We start from the raw sequence: 22,786 nt of genomic DNA on the forward strand, positions 1-22,786 counted from the left end.
ATTTTCAAAAGGTATTACATTACATGCTATTGCAGAATCCATTAGTTCTAGCCTAAAGAAGAAAGCTATTGCGGGTAAAGTAAATGGAGAATTGTATGATTTGCATCGAGCCATTAATCAAAATGCAGAAATCGAAATTTTAACAGTAGATTCTGACGAAGGTCTAGAAATTATGAGGCATACAACAGCTCACATACTTGCTCAGGCAGTAAAAAGAGTACATAAGAATGTGAAGTTAGGGGTAGGACCAGTTATTGAAGATGGATTTTATTACGATATGGATCTTTCTACAACGATTGCTTCTAATGAGTTACTACAACTCGAACATGAAATGAAGAAAATTATTAATGAAAATCATCCTATTGAACGTACTGAAGTGACACGTAGTGAAGCTGAAAGAATATTTAGCGAGATAAACGACGAGTTGAAACTGGAGTTATTACGTGATATTCCTATGAATGAAACAGTTACGATTTATAAACAAGGGGAATTTTTCGATTTATGTCGAGGCCCACATCTTCCTTCTACTGGAATGGTTAAGGCGTTTAAATTAACAAAAGTATCAGGAGCATACTGGAGAGGTAACAGCGACAACCAAATGTTACAACGTGTATATGGCGTAGCTTTTCGTTCTCAAAAACAGTTAAATGAGTATCTGATGTTTCTAGAAGAAGCAGCGAAAAGAGACCATAGAAAATTGGGAAATGAACTAGAATTATTTATGTTTTCTGATGAAGCACCTGGAATGCCTTTTTATCTAGCTAAAGGACAAATGGTTAAAAATCAGCTGGAGCAATTCCTACGATCCGTTCAAGAAAAGCATAATTACGAAGAAGTACGTACTCCTTTTATGATGAACCAACAATTATGGGAAAAGTCTGGTCACTGGGATCATTATAAGGATAATATGTATTTTTCAGAAGTGGATAACGCTAAATTTGCATTAAAGCCCATGAACTGTCCTGGTCATATGCTTATCTTTAAAAATAAGCTCCATTCCTATAGAGATTTACCCATTCGAATGGGAGAATTCGGTCAAGTTCACCGTCACGAATTCAGTGGGGCTCTAAATGGATTATTAAGAGTACGTACGTTTTGTCAGGACGATGCTCATATCTTTGTTACTCCTGAACAAATTGAAAGTGAAATTAAATCGGTCATTGAATTAGTGGATTATATCTATAAAACATTTGGTTTTGAATATAGTATAGAACTTTCAACTCGACCAGAAGACTCCATGGGAGAAGATAGCTTATGGGAACTTGCTGAAAACTCCTTAGAAAACGTATTAAGAAAGTTGAACTTTGATTATAAATTGAACGAAGGCGACGGAGCATTTTATGGTCCTAAAATCGATTTTCATATTAAAGATGCCTTAAAAAGAAGTCATCAATGTGCAACGATTCAATTAGACTTCCAGCTACCAGAAAAATTTGATTTGAATTATATTAACGAAAAGAACGAAAAACAGCGTCCAGTTGTCATTCATCGTGCTATTTTTGGATCCCTTGACCGTTTCTTTGGCATTTTAATTGAGCACTTTGGAGGCGTCTTCCCAACATGGTTGGCACCTGTACAAGTAAAGGTTATTCCAGTTTCCCTAAAGGTTCATCAGGAATATGCCCAAGAGATTAAAGAAGCTTTAGGAAAGAAAGGGATTCGAGTAGAATTAGATAATCGAGAACAAAAGCTCGGATATAAGATTCGAGAAGCTCAAGTGGCGAAAGTTCCTTATATTTTGGTATTAGGAGATAAGGAAATGGAAAGCAACTCCGTAAACGTACGAAAACACGGTGAAGAAAAGTCTGAAACGTTCAATTTAGATAGCTTTATTGAAAAACTTCAGGATGAAATTGTTGAAAAGAAACTTAGATAATTAAACAAAAATGGTTCCTTAATATTTAATAAGGGACCTTTTTGTATTTCTAGTTTACTCTTTCCTATAATGAATCAGCACAGGTTTTTATATTTTATTATTAGGATTTTGTATACTCATTTTACAATTTTTTCATATAAAATCATTGACTTTATTAGTACCTAGTACTAATATCAATTTATATATCTTGGTAATTAAGAAGGGTGAATACAATGAAATCAACTGCACGTATTACAGCAATAGGTACATACGTACCAGAAAAAAGACTTACAAATGACGATTTAGAACGAATTGTAGATACTAACGACGAATGGATCGTGAAACGAACTGGCATGAGGGAAAGAAGAATTGCCGATGAAAATGAATATTCTTCTGACCTAGCTATTAAAGCAATTGAAAACTTAGTAGAGCAATATCAGAAAGAGTTAAAGGATGTAGGATGTATCGTAGTCTCAACTACAACACCCGACTATGCATTTCCAAGCGTGGGAGCCCAAATACAAGATTACTTTGATATTCCTACAACTGGGGCGCTAGACTTTAACGCTACCTGTGCTGGCTTTACATACGGATTACACATGGCAAACGCCTTTATTACATCTGGACTTCATGATAAAGTCTTAGTCGTAACTGCAGAAACATTATCAAAGGTTACAGATTATACAGATCGCACTACCTGTGTTCTATTTGGGGATGGAGCTGCAGCTGTTTTGGTCGAAAATGATGCAGAGCGCCCAAGTTTTATTGCTACGCATATTGGTACAAATGGAAAGGGAGGTAAACATGTATACCGCACCAATTTATCTACTACCATGCATGGACAACCTTTGAGTTCGAGTGGCAAGATGGTGCAAAACGGAAGGGAAGTATATAAGTGGGCATCTCGAACAATTCCTTTAGGTATGGCTGAATTGCTAGAACAAGCAAATCTACAAAAGAGTGAAGTAAATTGGTTCGTTCCACACAGTGCCAATTTACGAATGGTTGAGTCTATATGTGAAAGATCAGAGTTTCCAGTTGAGAAGACATTAACTAGTGTCGAGTACATGGGAAACACTTCTTCCGTTTCCATTCCTCTAGCACTACAAATAGGGATAAACGAAGGAAAATTAAAAGATGGAGACGTTCTCTTACTCTACGGATTTGGAGGAGGCCTTACCCACGCAGGTCATATTATTAAATGGGATTTAGGTAAGGAGTAAACAATTAATTTATATCATTTCAACAAGAGTTTTATAGCTAATGAGAAGTTAGTAAGTTTGTATACACAATGTTAGTTAACCCTTAAATAACCTAAACAAAGATGACCGGCATGACAATACAAAAAGATCCTACATCAAAATAATGTAGGATCTTTTCATTTACTTTTATAAATAGAGTATGTTTATAAAAGTATAGAAAAGCACCCTTACTCCAAGATAACATGTGTGTATACATTATTTATCCCTGGTAACATGGAACTTTCAATAAAAGTGCTTTTTCAACATGCTCTGGAATATAACTGCTTAACCTTCCCCCATTAGAATAGATTTCCTTTACCATACTTGAACTAAGAAAAGAATATTTTTCTTCTGAGTGAATAAAGAATGTTTCAGCTTCTTTATATAGATTTTTATTTGTTAGCGCCATCTGGGCTTCATATCCATAATCAGTCACGGTTCTCAAGCCTTTGATAATCGCTTTATAATTGTGTTCTTTCATATAATCTACAAGTAATCCTTCAAATGTATCAACTTTGACTTTTTTATTATCTTTAAATGATTGTTCAATTAGCTGTCTTCTCTCTTCGGTAGAAAATAAATATTGTTTCTTAGAATTCACCAAACCAGCGACTAAAATTTCATCAAAAAATTCACTAGCTCTATTTATAATATCAATATGCCCATTTGTAATTGGATCAAAGCTTCCTGGATATATAGCCTTCATTTAATCACCTCACTTCTTACTACTAACTATTCCGAAAAGCATTTGGTAATCTTTTCATTTTGTTAGCAATAATAATTACTTTAACATCTTGTAATAGATTTGAATATCTTGTACGTAAAAGTATGACTTTTTGAACATCACTAACAAAGGAAGACTTCCATTTCGAATTCTTTCTATTTTATATCGTTATCTTAAATGTTTTAACAAAGTCAATACAACTTTTCGAAATATTGTTTTATTGAAGGAAAGCTTCCTTTTGGAGCACCTAATAGTTTTTCGTAAATCTCGTCAATCGCATCAAGTTTGGCAATGAGTTGTTCGTGAGTCAATGAGAAAAGGCTGGGATCAAGCATGAAATGGAGTCCGACTAGTAAGAACTCCGTAATTTCATCTGGAAAATTCGTGTGAAATACACCTTCTTCCACTCCTTGCTTCACAACAGATGAAATAATTGGTGCATACTCTTTAATCATGCCAACTTTCATTTTCTGATGTAGAAGGACGTTATCTTTGTGATGCAAATGAGTCATTAATCCATCACTGAAATGATTTGATGTTTCCTGTGAAAAAAATTGAATGATGCTTATAAACTTTTCTATTGCCTTTAAATCAGGGTTATTAATAATTTGTTTAAATAACTGGACACTAGAATCAATAGAGTCTTGAATTACTGCGTCTGCAATTTCATCTTTTGACTTGAAATAATGATAAAAAGTACCTTTCGCAACTCCAACTTTTTTAATAATATCGTTAACCGTAGTATTCTCATATCCATTAGATGAAAATAAACCTTTTGCTACGGTAATAATCTCGATTCTTCTTTCTTCTGGTTTTTTGACGATTCTTTTCATGGAATTTCCCCCTTGAGACATATTATTGTCTTTTAAAGATACATCATTGACCGTCGGTCGGTCAATAGTGTATCATTTATTTACTTAACATCTGTAGGGAGCGTGAAAAGATGACAAATGGAAACCAAGAGCGAAAGTATGAAAATGAGCGCATTCGTATTGTTTTAAGAGAAATTGATAAAAAAGTGGTTAAATTGGATTATGATTCTGGTGGATTAAAAAAAGATGTCATTCATTTAAAGAAAACCTTTTGGGATGATGTGAAAATTAATCTAGATAATCCTGAAGATGCTGGTGAAACCTTATCAAGCATTAGACAGCAGGCAGAGATGCTGTCCGAGAGGGAAAGAACGCACCGTCAACTAGATAAGCAGAGGAAGACCTTATCTCGATTAAAAGATTCTCCATATTTCGCCCGAGTTGATTTTCTTGAAAATGGGGAGGAGACAACAAATAACGTATACCTCGGAGTTGCGAGTTTAATGAATGAAAAAGAGGAAAAATTTCTTATTTATGATTGGAGAGCCCCTATTTCCAGTATTTATTATGATTACTCTCCGGGACCAGCCCAATACGAAACAGTAGAAGGGATGATTCAAGGAGAAATGCAGTTAAAGCGTCAGTTTATCACGAAAGACGGCCAAATCAAAACGATGTTTGATACGGGTGTAACCATTGGAGATGAACTATTGAAAGAAATACTTGGCAATAACGCGAGTATCAATATGAAAAGCATTGTTGCTACCATTCAGAAAGAGCAAAATCAGATCATTCGTAACGTGAAAAGTAAGTATTTAGTTGTACAAGGGGTTGCTGGTAGTGGGAAAACCTCTGCAGCTCTTCAAAGAGTTGCGTATTTGTTGTATCGCTACCAAGATGAGATCACGGCCGAAAATATTATGCTTTTTTCACCTAATTCTTTATTCAATCGCTACATTGCTTCTGTCCTCCCTGATTTAGGAGAGGACAATATGCAGCAGCTTACATTCCAAGAATATGTAGAGAAGCGTCTTGGAAAACAATTTGATGTTGAACATCCGTTTACGCAAATGGAATATATGCTTACATGTCAGGAACATAAAATGTATTCTGCCAGAAGAAAAGGAATACGGTATAAAGCGAGTAACGATTTTAAATCTTTGATTGACTCCTATGTTGTTGTTCTCTCAAGTGAAGACTACCTTATCTTTAAAAATATTTCTTTCCGGGGAGAAATGTTGATTGGAGCTGAACAAATTAAAAGCTATTTTTATTCACTAGACGCATCTATCTCTATTCCAAATCGTATGCAGTTAGTAAAGGAATGGCTTCTAAAAGAGTTAGTAAAGAAAGAAAAATTGGAGAGAACCAAAGATTGGGTAATAGAAGAGAGTGATCTGCTAGATCTTGAAGAGTATACAAAAGTTTATAGTGAGCTCCTAAAGGAAGGAAGATTTTCTGAAAATACGTTCGACGATTTTGAACAGGAGCAAAAGAAAATAGCTAAAAAGATTGTCAAAAAACACTTTAAACCAATACGAACAGCTGTAAAGAAACTAAAATTTATTAATGTGGTAGCGCTTTACAGCCAATTGTTTAAGCAGAAAGATAACATCTACCAAAAGCTTAATGATACATTTCCTGAAGGTTGGGAAGAAATTTGTTCATATACGTTAAAAAAGCTACATAGAAAAGAACTGACGTATGAAGATGCAGCTCCTTATTTGTATCTCCAAGATAAACTTGAGGGGAAAAGAATAAACACAAGAATACGTCATTTATTTATTGATGAAGCACAGGATTATTCACCCTTTCAGTTTTTTGTGCTTAAGCAGCTTTTTCCTTATTGCCGAATGACGATTCTAGGTGATTTTAATCAGGCGATTTATGCCCATACTCTAAATGCACCAACCTTACTATCAAACGAATTGTATGTAAAAGAAAATTTTGAAAAAGTGGTGTTAACGAAAAGCTACCGTTCAACTCGTCAAATCGTTGAATTTACAAAGGGAATTATAGAAGAAGGAGAAACTATTGAAGCCTTTAACAGAAATGGTCAGAAGCCTACTTTTACGAAGGTAGAGGACCTGGACACCCTCCAATCTCGAATAACAAAGAAGATTAGGCAACTGCAGTCAGCAAACCATGAAACAATTGCTGTGATATGTAAAACAGGAAAAGAAAGCTGGGAAGCCTATGACCGATTGAGTGAGCAAATAAATATCCAGCTGATGGAACATAATACGAGTTCTTATCGAAAAGGTATCTTAATTTTACCTGCTTATTTGGCAAAGGGAATCGAATTTGATGCTGTGATAATATACGATGCTTCTGATGTAACATATGGAAGAGAATTTGAAAGGAAGCTTTTTTATACTGCATGTACGAGGGCCATGCACGAGCTTCATCTTTTCTCCGTAGGGGAGATGAGTCCGTTTATGAATAAGATTCCTGCAAATTCATATGAGATTACGGAGTAAGTATAACTTCAATGAGGAAAAATGGCCTTCCACCACTTTAATTCCTGACAGGGTTCGCGGAAGCTTTTTTCTGTGGCATTAAATATAAAAGCCGATGATTCCTTAGCGTAGGGAAAATCGGCTTTATTCATATCGAAATTTGCTTAGCGTATGTTTTTCGCATTTTGTTGGTAGGACCCCAGAAAGTAAGTTTAGGAGGTTACTTTTTTTAAGGAGGATTGTTCGTAAAAGTATACATTTACGGACTTTTGTTTTATGTAAGAAATCTATTGTTTAAATCGTTCGTTTAAGTTCGAAAAATAATTACGAACGTTTTTTAAAACACACACACTTTTACGAACTATCTATTTGAATGAAATGAGGAGAAACATGAAAGTAGTATGAAATAGTAAAAAACAAAAGATCCTTTGTTTTCAATAACAAGGGATCTAGAATTAATAATTATGGGAACACAATTGTTGTTTGAAATAAAATTAGAATAACTTACTTTATTTTTACTAAATGCCTTTTAAATTTTAAGTAATAACTTTTCATTATCAAAGATACAAATATCTCCATCCTCGGAAATTTTTATAGCTATCCCCATTTTCGAAGCATACCTTGCAGCTTTTGTACCCGTTCCAAAAGTCTCCTTATATTCTGTGGAAGCAGGTATAGAAATTATTTCACCAAAACTTACTATATTTAGACATTTATCCAATATTACTGCACCGTCAATAGCAGCAAGAGATTGAATTAAATACTGATCCAAATCTTTAATATTTGAATGATTTTTACCATCTTTAATTACATTCATATAATCTTGATTTAAATTATTTTGCTTAAAACCATTTTCTTTTAATATTTGTCTAGCGTTAGAATATGAAAGAGAATTAAAGTGATCTGTATCCAGAGAAATAATAAAAATAGAGCTTTTATTATTCTGAGAAATTATTTTAATTATATTATAGAGCTTCATTACTGCTTCCGTTAATTCACCTATCAGTTTTTCTGAATTTTGATGATTAAACCGAATTAACTGAACTATATTATTTACAAATACAGATTTCATAATTATTCCCAACATAAAATTATAATGTTTTAACTGCCAATCTCCATTTGCATACGAAATCACAAATTTTTGTTTTGTGAAAATGTTAATTTCTTTATCCCTAACTGCAAAATAAATATAGCTAGGAGGTCTTTTAGATTCAATACTATTAGATGTTGTCAGTATTTTCTCTATGATCTGCTCTGCTGTGTTAGTTAGTGGAATTGGATCTCCTTTCTTCATATATCTTTTAGCTATATTATCGGTTATTTCTTGTAAAATATGCTTATTCATCTCATTAATAGCCCAACTGTTGAATTGCGATTCTAGTAAATAAGATAAACTTTTCCCTTCAGATTTCTTTCTTAAAATCGCAAAAACGTCGAATTGATTATCGACTACAATAATGAGTGATTGATTGTCTATTAACTTTAACAAGGGTTTTTCCTCTAAAAAAAAGCGTTGAAGTGGCTTTTTTTTAGATAAAGAAATAATATCAACATCAAGTAATTTAAGATTTTCTTTATCTAGATCATTTTCACAATAAATAACCCCAATATTTACTGGAGAGTTTTCATAAGTTTTTGCACCAATATTTTTTAGTTCATTGACCATTTTAATATAGCTATATTGCGTTGATTTATCTGCTTCCAAGTATTTTTCAAATATAAAAGAAAGTGATACGTCTCTTGTAATAGTTTGAAGTATGTCATAATTAATTGTATCGTCTGTTTTAAAGTGTTTGAATATTAAATCAAACGCTCTGTAGAGAGGTTGCATTGCAAATTCTTCTATAATAAATTTTGGAAGATTTACACCAGTACTTACTTTTAAGTTAATACCAATTTTGCCTTCATTATTATTATAAGAAGGTTTAATTTTAACGTTAGAGTACTGATTTAATAACTCTTGAACTTTTTTAAAAAATTCTATGACGTCTTTCTGTTTTTGATCTGCTTCCCATGGTAATTCAACTTCCATTTTTATCTTCACTCCTTAAAGGTAACTATTCAATAGATATAAGTGAATAAATCATTAGATCTACTAGGTAATTCTTCTAAGATTGCTTTAAATATTTGTTATTCCGTTATAAGGCTTTTCTTTTTTTTTTTGAAGTATTTTCTATATAAATCATATTATAACTCTAAAAAATCATTAAAAACATATTTGTATGGTATTATATTCCTAGGTTTACTTCTTACATTTAAAAATTAGCAGATATAAGGGAGTATTTATTTGAAAAACATGTTCGCGGGTTTAATAGATTATAGTGAAGAAGATTATCAAGAATTGTGGAATGAAGCAATATTTGTAGTAGATACAAATATATTAGTCAATTTCTATAAATTTACCTCTAAAGAGAATACTACTAAGTTGTTTGAGATACTTACAGATCTAAAAAAAGAGGGAAGATTATGGATTCCTCATCAAGTTGCCTTAGAATATTTTTTTAATTACGAAAATAATTTAAATAAACCGAGAGAAGGTTATACTTTATTAAAAGAAAAGATTTCAAAAATTGAAGGAGAAATTCAAAAAATATTTGACACAGTAAAGAGTCAACATTCCTATATTACTACTGATAGGTTTAGGTTTATATTAGATGATTTAAAAGCTACTAATGAAAAAGCACAGCAACTTATTAAAGAGGAAATAGATAGCCTTCCTGATCCTAATGTCACAAAGGATAAGATATACAATTTATTAGAAAATATTGTTGGTCAACCTTATGACCAACAAGAAATTATCCAAATAGAAAAAGAGGGAGAGTATAGATATGAACATAATATTCCACCCGGATTTGGAGATATAGAAAAAAAGAAAAAACTTGGCTCTAGAGTATTCGGAAATTTAAAGTACGAAAGATTATATGGTGATTTAATTGTATGGAAACAAATAATTGATCATATTAAGGCAAAAGATGAATCTGTTCCAGTAATTTTTATTACAGAAGATAAAAAAGAAGATTGGTGGGAAAAAGAAGGTACCAATATTAAGAGACCTCATCCTCTACTAATTCAAGAATTTATGCAAGAGACAAAACAACAATTCTATATATATAGAACTGACAGCTTTGTTAGGTATGCTAAGCAGTATTTGGATATAGAGGTCACAAATGATGAACAAGAATCTATAAATAGGGATGTAAATAATATTAGATTGTCCATAGAGGTTGAAGAAAACTCTCTAAGTGGACTTAACCAATATGGAACGGGTTTATTATCATTCCTTAAATTTCAAAGTACTGAAGATGAACAAGAATTACTTTCTAAAGTTCTTATGTATCTAGATGATAAAGATCTACAAGTATATAACGATAAAATCATAGAAATTAATAAAATAGATAAGAAGCCATATTTTAAAGAACTCGAATCTACTAAAGTAAGAAGATTTGCCTTACAGGCTGCAATTCCAAACATGATTGATCGAGCTAAACTCATAATGGCTACGTTAGAATTCACAGGATTTGGAAAATTAGTAAAAAAAGCAAAAACCATACTTAATAATCTCCCTGAAGATAAAATTGAGACAGTAAAGGTTTTAGATGAATTAATAAATAATTTACAAACTAAACGTTTCTAATCATTCTATTTCAAATAAGCAATTTATATTTTAGAACAAAAGAAACAGATCTATGGATTTTATATTCCCATTTCTTTTTTCAGAGAGTTTAAATGATGAAAATAACTTAGTTTTTAAGATCCCTATTGACTTCTTCTATATTGAACTTTACAACTTTTCTCTACCCTGAGTATAAAGACAGATTTCTTGATTTTGTAACGCAAATAAGAAACTACTTATCTTGTTAATTTACTTTGGTTTTAGAATTGGTTTTATAGTATCTTTTAGTTTACGAATATGTGGCTATTTGAAATGCAAATTAAAACATAAGAGGCACAACATATGTGCCTTTTATGTTTTGAAGAAGTTTCCTTCTTTTGAACTAGGATCTACAGTTTTTAAAACTTTCATTATTCTTTTTATACAAAGTATATGACTTTTATTTATTCAATGGTGTTTCGTATGCACCCTGAAACTCAGTAAGTCCATCATTTTTATTGACGTTTGTCATATATTTAATAGCTTGCTTCTTTTTAAGGAATTTAAAAGTAAATTGATAACTCCTTTTTCCTTTGAATGATTCATCAAATAATTAATATTTTAATTTTTAGTAATCAACAGCCTCAAGGTTGTTTGCTTTGTTTTTGGCTCCAACCATGTCCAAAACAATTTAACCATAATCCTCCCTCTATTATATCTTTCCCACATCTAAAAAATCACTTTAGACTTTCTAATTGTAAGTCTATTTCCAATTAAGTTACAAAAACTATTTTATGACTTACTTATTAATTTACTTTTTTTCTTCTACTGGAGTAACCCTTTAGGTCCTCAATACGTTTTGTTAAGCTACTTCTTATTATCGCTGTAAGGATATACATCACTAGAAATGCATAAGTAGCAACAAAAAACAAAGGAGCAAGGAAAGGAAAAGGAGTTACATATTTGAAAAAAACACTTGCAACTAGAGCTAGAAGCATAAGAAGACGGCTTTGCTTTAACAGTTGATTTGTTTTTTCTAGTAACAATTCTTTTTGAGCAATAAACGTCTTTACCATCGCAGGCCTTTTTTTAATGGCTTCACTTTCTATTTTTCTGTTAGCCTTACCAATTGCAGTAGCTACAATAAAAATTAAACTTGTTATGATTAATGCTATAATAATGGAATTTGACATAAGAGTTTTCCCCAATCCTATTTATATTTTTAATCTATAAACACCTTTTTTCTAATAAACTAACTACTCTATTAGAGGATTAATGTAAGAAACACTAAATTTCTAATTAAATTCACTATCATCAACAAAACAGAAGTTAAGTTTGTCACAGCACTTCTCAGCAACATCCTATTTTCTATTTTTTAAGAGAATGGCTCTCTTTTTACACATATTCACCGATAAAATACATTTCGTTTTTTTGATCCATTAACAAGTGATAACAATACGTAAATTCCGTATTTCGGATGAACATGATTTGCGATTCGATATCATGATTATGATCAATCACTCTATTTTCCATTTGGATATGTTGACTATCGAAATACTCTCGTATGTGCATATATTCTTGAAAGTCTGAGTCATTGGTGTAAATACGTAAGATCGTGTACATTTCATATGAGGTATCCTTTTGCCTTTGTTTTGTAAGTTTTTTCAAAGAGAATACTGCACTCTCATTCTTAAATTTCAAGGCAAACATCACAACGATCCATCCCGAAGCAAACATAAGAGGATAAAAGAATCCACTATGAGTTAAATTAAACAACTGACACGAAACAATCAACACAACAAACGCCGTAATAGGCAGCCAATACTCTCTCCAGACGCCTTTGACATTCCTAATTACAACGGCTTTTATGTCCTCCACTTGTTCTTTTCCCATCCACTTCACCCCTCTTTATTAAGCTACACGTCGCACATTTCCATTAAATCGATCTTTCCAATATTTTGTATTTAAGTCACCTACTGATACTCCTTGTGAACTACTATCATTAAGAAACTTTCCATCTCCCAGATATATTCCAACATGTCCATTTATCTTATACGTATCAAAGAAAATGACGTCTCCACGCTTCATTTCACTTGCTTTCACGACTTTACCAAGTTTGACTAAGGTATCCGTTGTAGTAGCACTTACCGGCCCTAAATTAACACCAGCTGAACTATAGGCCCATCTAACATAAGAACTACAATCAAATTTACGTGCATTAATGTCACCTTGATTTCGTCCACCGCCCCATACATAAGGGCTTTTTCCAACGATAGAGGATCCCACTTTAATTGCTTTTTCAATAGCCTCTGAACCTTTTGCAGAACCACCTTTGATTGAAACAGCTTCAACAGACCCACTTGTGTACTCTTTCGTAAATCCCATCACTCGTGAAACATACCAACTAGCATGGTTATAAGCAAAAACAGCTTTTTGATAGTTTCCAGAAGCTCCACCATTTGCAGCCAGATAATTAGCTGTTGAATACATGGCATCTGTCACATTATAAGGATCAGCTTTTCCGTCTCCATCGCCATCAACCCCAAAACCGCCGTATTTTGATATAGCAGCTGGACTCATTAGCGTTTCTTTGGGAATAGAGGCGTCACCGAGACTCGTTCCTCCTGGAAAAGACCATCCAACCCATGTTTTTACCATGAACTGAGTGTGGCCAATGGCCCCAACTGAAGAGGTATTTAAATCTTGACCAAAGTTCGTTTCCACGCGGTGAATCGCAGCAATAAGTGTCCAGGGGATATTGTATTTTTCACCTGCTGCTTTATAAATAGGAATATACTCTTTTGGTATCTGACCTTCCCCAACCTTAGATATTTGAATATCTCCGAAATTTACAGCTGTACCATCTAATTCTGCTACGTCTTCTTGATCTGGTAAAAGGATACCAAACACACTCACCATAGCCATCGCACTTATCACAATGCCTAGCGCTAGTAAAGCTGCGATAATAGCTAGTAAGATTTTAGACTTTCGTTTAGCAGAATGATTCAATTTATGGATGGGCTTAATTCGGTACGTTGACACGAACACCCACCACCTTATATCCGGCCTCTTGCTTTTCAAGTGTGACTAAATACCAATCTTCCTCTTGTTCAGCGTTTCCATCTACGTCGTACACTTCCCCTTGCATGATGACATTCCATTGAATAACATCGGTATTATCATTTGAAACCTCTGTCGTTTCAAGGTTTTTGGGGACAACCTTATCATAAGTAAGCGTGCCTCTCTCTTTTTGTTCCTTATAGTTTTTATACATTTCCTCTGACATATAAGGCTTAGCTTTTTCAATATGTTCTGAAGGGTTTTTAGCATCAAAACTAGCAAAGACTTTGACAAACTCTTTTGCGATTTCTTTCGTACTCTGTAAGTCTTCTTTTGTATTTCGTTGTGTCTGATCATAGGGGTTTTTATTGTCTTCTGTAGCCTCTTCTTTCTCTTGTTGCACAGATTCAGAAGAAGGAGCTTGCTTCTCCCCTTGCGAAGAAGCAGGCTTTTCTTTTGAAAGAAAAGAACTAGTCATAATGCCCAAAAAGACAACGACACTCAGAAATACAAGCATTTTCTTTTGTCGAACACTCATGAAAAGCCCTCCCTTTTAATCTTGTTGAGACTGTCTCCTCATTTGTTCAATCTCTTTAGAACGGTCTATATGACTTCCATTTGATTCATTCGCAACAGAAACTTCTTCTTCCCCTTGCTGAATTTCTTGTCGTGCCTGTTGTTGCCTCATTTGTTTATGAAATTGCTGATGTGTTTTGTCTGTTCGTGGTGGTTTAGGTTGTGCTTTTAACGGTGCTTGCTCTTGGTTGAATTGTTTCGTTGAGACGTCTCCACTAGCTGGAACTAAACGCCGAGAACGTTGAATGGGTGCTTGCTGATTTTCTGAACGCGTCTCTTGTTTTCTCATTTGCTCTACAACTTTACTGGATTGAGAAGAACTTGATTTTTGCTGCGGCTGTGCTTTCAATGGTGAGTTTTCTTGTGTTTCTTGTTGTCTTATTTTTTTCATGACCTGTTCATTTTGTTTGCCAGAAACAGGTGCATTTTCTTTTATACCCTCTTGTTGAGGCCCTTTAGGCTGTGCCTTTAATGGTGCATGCTCTTGTTTTTTCTGTTGCCTATCAATCTGATTAGATACAGCTTGATTATGATTTGATGCCTGACCCTTTTTGTGAGGGTTGGGAATTACACCATTTTCAGACGATAAATTATTTTTCCGTTCTTTATCTTGTCGTTTTTTAAACGGCATTACATTTCGTTTTGGTGTATCTTCAATTACGTTCCCATTGCTATCGATAGGTTTATTTCTTCGTAAAGTAGGTTTATTACTTTGTCGTTCCATCGCTTTTTCCATCTGTTCTCTAGCTCTTGCGTCTGTTGTTCCCCTTTGGCCAGATCTCGAACGTGAATGTACATTATCCCCTGTATAAAATGGCTCTACGTGTGCATATTGACGTTGGGCATCTCGAAATTTAATGGCATCAACTTTTTGCCTCCAAGCTTGTTGGATTTGTTGCTTCTTTTCTGAATAAATCTTGTACCCAAAAAGCTGTTTTTGAAGAGCAAATATGGCTGCAACCACAATCAGAACGGCCACGATGGTCTGAGCATAGGCCCAATTATTCTCACTGGCGACTTTATAGGTGATGTTAACAAAACTAAATAATAAAATGAGTAAAACCGTAAGTCCGATACACATAGCCAGGAACCCTACTAACTTACCAACAAATTGTTTGGCAAACCGTTGAAACGTTGGAAAGATGCTAAGAAATAAAACAAATACCCCTGTAATAGCTGTAAGTAAGAAGCCTACTCCATATATCTGAATAAATGTGGCTAAATAGCCGACCATTGCTAATATAACAAGTGCTGGAACCCAAATTAACAGAGATAACACAATCCGTTTATTTGTATGTTCTGGGGCAAAAAGAGAGTTATTAGCATTTTCCTTAACTACAGTCTCTCTCTTACTACTTCCTGGTTTTTTACTTAACAAATCTTTGACTGTCTCTTTACCTTTTTTTATTTGTGCTGATGAAGCATTGTCATTTTTCCCACCACCAATGACACCATAGTTTGTTGTACCAAACTCTAATAACAAATACGGTTTCACAATTAATAAATCGTGCATTAGATTTCGTATTCTTGATACACCGTACCGTACGGATGATGTGTCCTTATAGCTTTGTGTAGCTTGATCTCGCTGTCTATCTTCAATCATTTCTTCTTTTATTGCCTCTTCATCCCCATCACCTAGTGAATAAGTAGAAGAAGTCAAAACAGCACCTGAGATATAGTTACGAGCTTGGTTTAATTGACCTAGTAACTGATCACTATTTTGCACATAAACGGTAAAAACTGCAGACAAGAGCGCGGCCATAAAGAGTCCTGAAACGGTAGCACGATATTTCTTTTGAGCAAAAGAGTAGACCAGCCACCCAGCCACCATAATCATCATAAAGCCCATGAATTGGCCAATTCCATACGTGCCACCTGTTTCTGAAATAAACCCGGTAATGTATGAAAGCATACTGTCAATAATGTCAAAAGTGAATGCTTGCTCCATTAAGAAAATCCCAAAATTAACAACTACTAAATATCCGTACCAAATGCCACTTAAGATTTGTTGTTGAAAGGCTGCGATATTGTTATAGACTTTTTCATCGACTTTAAAAATATTAATAGAGTCAAACCAGCCTTTATCGTCGTCATCCTTTACGTACACATCAATGTCGTAGTTTTCCAGAGGAACTTCGTTGTATCGAAGTAAAGGTGCATTTGTTTGTGGTAAATTACTGTTCGGCATTAGCTCATCCATCACATTAGGCGCAGCAGCTGATACCGTTGACATGGGACACAGTAAACAGACTACAACTAATAGAAAAAGCAACTTTGTATAAAAGTTTTTTCTCACTATTTATCCCCCCTTATTTTCAATAATTCTCAACAGGTTGTGGGCCAAATATAGTTTTATCTGTCTTGCTTAAACCCTTTGAATAATATCTTTTATAAGGAACTAAGGAGCCTTCATGCTTTATATCATTTTTAACTGCTCCATTAACATAATTATTAGTTAAATACTTACTACCTTTTTTATAAACTCCAACAGTAAAGTTTTTAACATCTCCGTTGCGAAAATCTTTAAATCTAAATTTATAGACATATTTTTTGTTTGGAATTACTTCATACTCTAACAATCCGTATTTTTTAATTTGTTGACCTTGATATTTTTTATAATCTGAAAGAATATGTTCTTTAGCTTCTTTTTCATCGTCATAACTAACAAGGTTTTCATCTTTGTTTTCCATTTCATATGCCTTGTCACTAGCTCCTTGCTCTACATACGTTGTATATTGTAAAGCTGTTTTACAAGGTTCAATTTGTTCACACGTTTTTGGTTTTGGCTCTGTAGTGGCCTTATCATTTCCACAACTTGCAAGCATACCAACAACGGCGGTAATTGAAATAAAGGCAAGTATCTTTTTCATATTTAGTCTCCCTCTCTTCAAACCTCTTAAAAGGATTAACCTTCTACATTTGGTTTGCAAGCTCTCTTACGTCTACAGATGTGTCAAAGGCATCAAATAAGTGTTCTTGTAAAATCCGAACCTGCATAACGCCTGTTCGTTGATGCAGGTCACGGTATAAACAATAACCCGACTGCATTTTAGGCATCATATCCTCTAACCCTGCACTATCTTCTAGTTTCATAAACTCTTGAATTGTTTCAATTTCCTCTGGTATATCGGTACGGAAACAGTACGCCGTACCAATCTGCCCCCTCATACTGCTTGGAATATCCATTAGGTTTTGGGTCATTAAGTAAATTGGTGAAAACAAAGAACGTCCTTCACGGAATAAACGATCAATTAAGCGTTCACCTGCTGGGTTTTGGAAGAAGTTCCACGCTTCATCAATCGCCACAACCGTTAATTCATTCTGGAACATCCGTAAAAACTTCATCATGTATGCTGTGAGACTAAACAGAATAGCGACGGATACAATGTTCGCTTCTGTATATTCTTCTGCAGATGTGTTCTTTTTGGGTAACTGTAAATTATCAACTTGCAGCACATTGAATTGATTAGCATAATTTAAGACGTTTTCATCATTCATACGCTTGCCAAAAATCAAACGAGCTAGTGACACATCTTCGAATTCCTCTAAAATGGAAGCTAACTCTAAGGCCATTGGACGATGATCTTCGGGTAATGTGTCATGTTCCTGTACTAAATTCCGCAACTCATCTTTAACGAATCTAATAGATGGTTCTTCCAATTGACCAACACGCTTAACGGCTTTGGTGACAATCGAGCTTTTAACGCTATCATTTCGAATATTTATATTTAACAGGTAGTAAATAATCTCCCTTGAAACCTCCACGGCTTCAGCCCGATTATCGAACAAAAGAAACGGATCTAACTTTCCGGCATCTTCATCTTTGGTAGAGAAGGAGATAAAGTTGAGCTCGCTTCCCAATTCCGTTAATTTTTCATCCCATTTACAGATGTCCTTACGTTCTGATTTTGGATCCAGCAGCAAGACCTTTCCTCCACTCAATGCCGTTTCGTAAATATCTCGATTGGCAGCCATGGATTTACCAGAACCTGTTTTTCCTGTATACACTGTGACAAGCGACTGTGTGAGGGCTGCGCCAGATGCAGCAAGACCAGGTAAGACATAAACGGCCGTACCACTCAACGTTCTTCCTGCGTAATAGCCGTATTCATCACCTAACTCTTGTCGGTTTCCAAAGAAGCTAGCTGTGACAGCATTAATGTCTACGTCTTGGATAAACTCCGTTACATAGCGTCTTGAACCTGGTAAGCATTCAAGCAAACTTCGTAATTGAAGGCCATATGTGTTTTGTAAGGTAATGCCCATTCCAGCGTATTCATCAATAAGATCATTGACTCGCTGCATCAATTCATCTTTATCAGAGGAACTAACCGAGAAAATAGCACTCATTAGGTAGCCGCCTTCTCGTTCCTTTTCCACATTGGAGATTATGCTTTCAGCATGTGAAATCCCTTGATACACATTTGATCCTGCATCTTCTCCAAACGTATTTAAATGGTTAGCTTGATCTTCTAAATTGGATTTCTTGCGACGCAACTTACGCAATCGTTGATCTGCATCTTGATAACTCATTTTTAAATTAACGCCTACCGCAAAGGGCAGAGACCGCAAGGCTTCTAACCATCGTGTTTCTGGGAAGTGAATTTCTTCTGGCATACCAACCATATGCAAGAAAGCCACGTGTGTCTGATGGTTGTAGCCTTTTGCATCGGTCTGATGTAGCGTTAAATACCGACGTGAACGAGGGTTCTCAATGCCCGTTAATTGAAGGTTAAGCACATCTTCTTCTGTCTGAATACGAGCAATAAGCTCTCCTTTTTTATTAAAAATAGGTGTGAAACGATCTTCCCAGTTCTGCCAATTGGGTGGGAACCGTAGTCCTATGTTAAAGATCCATGGAATTAATTTTGTCATTCCCTCTGGGGCAACAGGCGTAAAGGTAAAGGGTAATCCTTCAAGCAACCGTGTGACTTCGCGATTAGCACGATAAATTCTTCGTAAGCGATCTTCAGTTAAATGAACATGACTATCTCCACGGATTTTGGCAAATTTCGAAGACACCCAATCTTTTAAGGCTTGATACATTTCCTTGTACGTCATATCCTCTGCCTCGTCATCTAGTGTGCTCTTACCTAGTTCAACGCCAATATAAAAGTCATAGCGACGCTCTTCTGCGCCTAATTCATCACTTGTTTTAAGATAATTAAAAACCGATTGGATATGAGAGCTAGCTACAACTCGCAAGTTTCCACGGATCATAGATGCATATTTTTCTTGAACATCATCAATGGACTGACGTGTTGGTACCACGATGCATTGAATTTCTCGCTTAATTTCTTTGAATAAACGCTTCAACTCCGAGAAGTGAGCCATCAACTGGGCTTCTGAATCAAAACTCGTATGGAATCCACTAAATTTAAACCAGCCTTGATCTCGTGCATCCCTTGTTATGACCGTATTTTGCCAAACAGCTATAATGTCGTTTTGGATATCCATCTCTATCACCACTCCTTACATCATTTTCGGTATATAGGAATCTTGCGCTTATACGTGATTTTTTTGGCTTGCTCCACTTCTTCAAATCGAAAGAGCTCCTTTGGCTCCATGAACGTTTTGAACTTCACTTGCCAATAGCGAATAATGTTCATATTTTCTTTTGTCTGAGAGCCAACGAGATAACCAAAGAACATGGGCGCCGCCATACACACAACAATGACGCGTGCAATTTTATTAGGGATCAGAGGAGTTAAAGGAACAACGAGAAGAAGACTAAGAAGAAAAAATATAAAGATCACAATAATTTGAGTAACGGTAACAGAAAAGGGAAGCGAAATGCTTTCTCTTCCCCCAGCTAGCCCTCTTACGATATTTGGAATGGCAAAAATTTTGTTTGTACAATATCCGGTAACACGTCTCATGAATAGACCTCCTTAGGTTGAAAGACCAAAGAATTTTAAAAGGGAATCACCTAACGAAACGATGTTACTTGGACCATAGATGAAAACACCGATTACTCCGCCGAAGACCACAACCATAAGGGCGCCACGATATTTTTTCATGACCAACGAACCGATGATCGCAAATAATACGACCCAGATAAACACGGTTTGTAAAACACCCATTACATTGGTGTCTCCTTGACTACTAACACCTTGCAAATTAATGTCACCTAGCATAAATGTGTGTAAGAAGCTTGTAAGCATACTGAATCCCTCCATTTTCACTTATTGAACGTCATAAGAAACAGGTTTCATGTGTAAAATCTCAAACTTGTCTTGCCCATCCGTTTGGACATCAAATTCGTAGCTATGATTACTTTGAATACCTGTAGTTGGCTGTTCTAACTTGACTGAACATCTGACAATATACCTTCCTTTAGAAGACTTCTCTTCATAGACCGATACCTTGTTTAAAGATTTGTAGTTCATTAATCCATTTAACGATTGCGCTTTTTTCGAATCTTTAAAGAAGAACTTGGTTTCATCACTTCGATCTTTTGCTGTATAGGTTTTGAAGAACGATTCTAGAAAGCTTTGAACCTCATGATTGACAACTGAATCCGTGTTTTTGTTTTGCTCATTCTCAGAAACCGTGACGCGTTGATTTTCTTTTGGCATATACGGTTGTGGCAGATCAATGACGCTATAGCCGTTTTTACCTTCGTAGACTCTGACTAGATAGTAAACAGTAGCCGGCTTCTCTTCTTTCGTTTTCTCCACTTTCTCTTTTCCATCTTTGTCTTTTGATTTCTTCTCCACTTCTTTCATAGCTGTGACCTGAACTTTTATGGATACATCTGAGATGTGGGCATCTTTTTGTGTAATAGAAACGACGTCACTACTGTCATAACGCTGGCTTCCAGGAAGATTGGCATAATCAATTCCAGCGTCTTTATCTAGACCGGTTGCTAAAAAGCTCTGCAGCGCATCTTCCCTTGCTTTCTGTTTATCCTCTCCTGGCTCAATACTCGTGTACTGACGCACAAATTGGGTAGTGAAGTACTCGACAGCTTTAATATTTTGATTATTTTGACTTTTTTCTTCACCTGTACCTTGTTGTTGGGCTGACACTTTGTCTTCTAGATCACTAATGGCCCAGTTGTGGCGAAAAACACTGAAGACTCCTAAAGCTATAATGACTAGACTTAGAACCATGACAGCTCTTCCTATAATGCCTGCTGTTGAGCGTTTCATCGTTGCTCGCTTAATCATCCGTTGTTCTTGTTGCTTTTCTTTTTCATCCCTCTTTAGTAAGTTCGGCATATACTTCTTGGATGAACCGACTTTTTCTTTTCCCTTTTCTTTTGGTACCTGTGAAGGGTCAGTAGAAGTAGGCTTCTTTTTCTTCTGCCATTTCTTCATCGTCATTCCTCCTTACTTTTTACCAAAGAACAAGAAGGCGACAATCGCTATGATGATGAGTGTACCTGTTACGCCATAACTTGCTACACTTTGGTTATAGAAAACCGAAAACTGTTCTTTCCCTGTCTCCCAAAGTACGTTCGCTTCTGGGAATGTCCGTAGGATAAAACTTCCTACGAGACAAATTCCAGCGATGTATAGAAGGGTTTTAAATAAACTACGAACCACTAGACGTCCCCTCCTTACAACCCTCTTTTTACCTCTATTGATTCACTGAATACATAGTGATAAATATCTCCAAAGGCGTCTTTTTGTACGTCTTCAATGTTTGCTGTCAAAACAGGGATTTTGATATGTGACCGTTCTTGACTTGGAATGCTTAAGATATCACGCATGGTCTTTTTCGTGTTTGTTTGATTTCCAGCGACAAACAAGACTCGCCAATCTAAAACAGGTTCTTCAAAGCCCACATAAAGATCATACTTTTCGAGCGTTTCTTTTCCACGTTTCAAAAAGTCGTTATACCTTTGGATCTTTTGAATGGTATTTTGTCGCTTGGCTACACTACGTTCTAGTTCAATAAACAAGCCAATATTTTGCTCGCTATCTGCTTCTCCCACAACCAATACGCCGTCAGGTTTGATGACCTCTGACTTGCTCTTTCCATATTGGAAGGTCCCTCTTGCTTCTGGAATCCATTCCTTAACGGCTAGCCCTACTTCTTCTGCTTGTTTTCTGTAGGATAAAACTAAACGATTTAACATTAATTGATGTTGGTACCAGGCAGGTACGTCTGTTGACCATTTTTTCTGCCATTTCGAGAACCCTTGCAATTCCTGTACGTTCTCTACGCCAAACGCATCCAGTGTATATAGATTCCCTGGCTTTTCATAGCCTGGCATGGGAACGGTAAAGCTCTTAAGGTACTTGGATTCTTCCAGCAATCGCAAGCGCTGCATCACGTATTTTCGGTCTGCGTAATTCGTTAAAATATGATCCACAATAAAGTTTGAATCAATGTAGATGAAGTCATGTAACTTAATCAATAAATCTGTGTCTTGTTCATTCAGGGTGATATATTTTTTCATGTTGTTTCCCCTCTCTCCTTTGTCTGTAAGAGAAACGTTACGTTCGTGAGCCATTAA

The 22,786-nt window shown here is 35.3% G+C and carries 19 protein-coding genes; 4 read left to right on the forward strand and 15 right to left on the reverse strand.

Annotation, left to right across the window (positions count from 1 at the left end; translation table 11 throughout):
* On the forward strand, positions 1-1,876 hold a 1,876-nt coding region (gene thrS / locus ACOZIR_RS26470), incomplete at its 5' end, for a threonine--tRNA ligase (protein ID WP_421536025.1).
* 212 nt (positions 1,877-2,088) lie between these two features.
* Positions 2,089-3,078: a ketoacyl-ACP synthase III gene (locus ACOZIR_RS26475; RefSeq protein WP_325076153.1), complete on the forward strand. Its 990-nt coding sequence runs from the start codon at positions 2,089-2,091 to the stop codon at positions 3,076-3,078.
* A 238-nt stretch (positions 3,079-3,316) separates the two neighbouring features.
* Here the strand turns inward: ACOZIR_RS26475 and coaD are convergent, their stop codons facing one another.
* Together coaD and ACOZIR_RS26485 are read right to left on the reverse strand one after the other, a co-directional pair.
* Positions 3,317-3,802, reverse strand: a complete 486-nt coding sequence (gene coaD / locus ACOZIR_RS26480; RefSeq protein ID WP_047752015.1) for a pantetheine-phosphate adenylyltransferase — start codon at positions 3,800-3,802, stop codon at positions 3,317-3,319.
* Positions 3,803-4,011: 209 nt separating this feature from the next.
* The gene (locus ACOZIR_RS26485; protein WP_168761487.1) at positions 4,012-4,653 is read right to left on the reverse strand and encodes a TetR/AcrR family transcriptional regulator; all 642 of its coding nucleotides are present in this window, start codon (positions 4,651-4,653) and stop codon (positions 4,012-4,014) included.
* Between the two features lie 110 nt (positions 4,654-4,763).
* Here ACOZIR_RS26485 and helD point away from each other — a divergent pair, with 110 nt between their 5' ends.
* On the forward strand, positions 4,764-7,112 hold the full coding sequence (gene helD / locus ACOZIR_RS26490; protein ID WP_421536026.1) for an RNA polymerase recycling motor HelD: 2,349 nt from the start codon (positions 4,764-4,766) through the stop codon (positions 7,110-7,112).
* Between the two features lie 508 nt (positions 7,113-7,620).
* On the opposite strand, the gene ACOZIR_RS26495 is transcribed toward helD, so the two are convergent.
* On the reverse strand, positions 7,621-9,123 hold the full coding sequence (locus tag ACOZIR_RS26495; protein ID WP_325076152.1) for a hypothetical protein: 1,503 nt from the start codon (positions 9,121-9,123) through the stop codon (positions 7,621-7,623).
* 264 nt (positions 9,124-9,387) lie between these two features.
* On the opposite strand from ACOZIR_RS26495, the gene ACOZIR_RS26500 reads away from it, so the two are divergent.
* Positions 9,388-10,725: a PIN-like domain-containing protein gene (locus ACOZIR_RS26500; RefSeq protein WP_325076155.1), complete on the forward strand. Its 1,338-nt coding sequence runs from the start codon at positions 9,388-9,390 to the stop codon at positions 10,723-10,725.
* Between the two features lie 764 nt (positions 10,726-11,489).
* Here ACOZIR_RS26500 and ACOZIR_RS26505 read toward each other — a convergent pair.
* The 12 genes from ACOZIR_RS26505 to ACOZIR_RS26560 all read right to left on the reverse strand — a co-directional run bounded on the left by ACOZIR_RS26505 (position 11,490) and on the right by ACOZIR_RS26560 (position 22,729).
* A complete protein-coding gene (locus tag ACOZIR_RS26505; protein WP_325076151.1) occupies positions 11,490-11,876 on the reverse strand; it encodes a hypothetical protein in 387 nt (128 codons plus the stop codon).
* Between the two features lie 202 nt (positions 11,877-12,078).
* Positions 12,079-12,576 (reverse strand): hypothetical protein, encoded by a 498-nt coding sequence (locus ACOZIR_RS26510; RefSeq protein ID WP_325076150.1) that lies wholly within the window; start codon positions 12,574-12,576, stop codon positions 12,079-12,081.
* 18 nt (positions 12,577-12,594) lie between these two features.
* Complete coding sequence (locus ACOZIR_RS26515; RefSeq protein WP_325076149.1) at positions 12,595-13,725, reverse strand: bifunctional lytic transglycosylase/C40 family peptidase; 1,131 nt, start codon at positions 13,723-13,725, stop codon at positions 12,595-12,597.
* Entirely contained in the window at positions 13,706-14,281 is a 576-nt protein-coding gene (locus ACOZIR_RS26520) for a hypothetical protein (protein ID WP_325076148.1), read from the reverse strand. Before ACOZIR_RS26520 ends, ACOZIR_RS26515 begins: the two co-directional genes overlap by 20 nt.
* A gap of 15 nt (positions 14,282-14,296) precedes the next feature.
* A complete protein-coding gene (locus ACOZIR_RS26525) occupies positions 14,297-16,615 on the reverse strand; it encodes a CD3337/EF1877 family mobilome membrane protein (RefSeq protein ID WP_325076147.1) in 2,319 nt (772 codons plus the stop codon).
* 19 nt (positions 16,616-16,634) lie between these two features.
* Positions 16,635-17,189, reverse strand: a complete 555-nt coding sequence (locus ACOZIR_RS26530) for a hypothetical protein (protein WP_325076146.1) — start codon at positions 17,187-17,189, stop codon at positions 16,635-16,637.
* Between the two features lie 43 nt (positions 17,190-17,232).
* Entirely contained in the window at positions 17,233-19,776 is a 2,544-nt protein-coding gene (locus tag ACOZIR_RS26535; RefSeq protein WP_325076145.1) for an ATP-binding protein, read from the reverse strand.
* Between the two features lie 20 nt (positions 19,777-19,796).
* Positions 19,797-20,198, reverse strand: a complete 402-nt coding sequence (locus ACOZIR_RS26540) for a hypothetical protein (RefSeq protein ID WP_025753476.1) — start codon at positions 20,196-20,198, stop codon at positions 19,797-19,799.
* Positions 20,199-20,210: 12 nt separating this feature from the next.
* Positions 20,211-20,498, reverse strand: a complete 288-nt coding sequence (locus tag ACOZIR_RS26545) for a hypothetical protein (RefSeq protein WP_142326367.1) — start codon at positions 20,496-20,498, stop codon at positions 20,211-20,213.
* Between the two features lie 6 nt (positions 20,499-20,504).
* Positions 20,505-21,641 (reverse strand): conjugal transfer protein, encoded by a 1,137-nt coding sequence (locus ACOZIR_RS26550; RefSeq protein ID WP_421536027.1) that lies wholly within the window; start codon positions 21,639-21,641, stop codon positions 20,505-20,507.
* A 12-nt stretch (positions 21,642-21,653) separates the two neighbouring features.
* Positions 21,654-21,869 (reverse strand): hypothetical protein, encoded by a 216-nt coding sequence (locus tag ACOZIR_RS26555; protein WP_025753473.1) that lies wholly within the window; start codon positions 21,867-21,869, stop codon positions 21,654-21,656.
* Between the two features lie 14 nt (positions 21,870-21,883).
* Positions 21,884-22,729: a replication-relaxation family protein gene (locus tag ACOZIR_RS26560; protein WP_272816276.1), complete on the reverse strand. Its 846-nt coding sequence runs from the start codon at positions 22,727-22,729 to the stop codon at positions 21,884-21,886.
* Positions 22,730-22,786 lie beyond the last annotated feature (57 nt).

This window comes from Priestia sp. D3YE.R1 (assembly GCF_049199565.1).
In the GTDB taxonomy this organism is placed as follows: domain Bacteria; phylum Bacillota; class Bacilli; order Bacillales; family Bacillaceae_H; genus Priestia; species Priestia aryabhattai.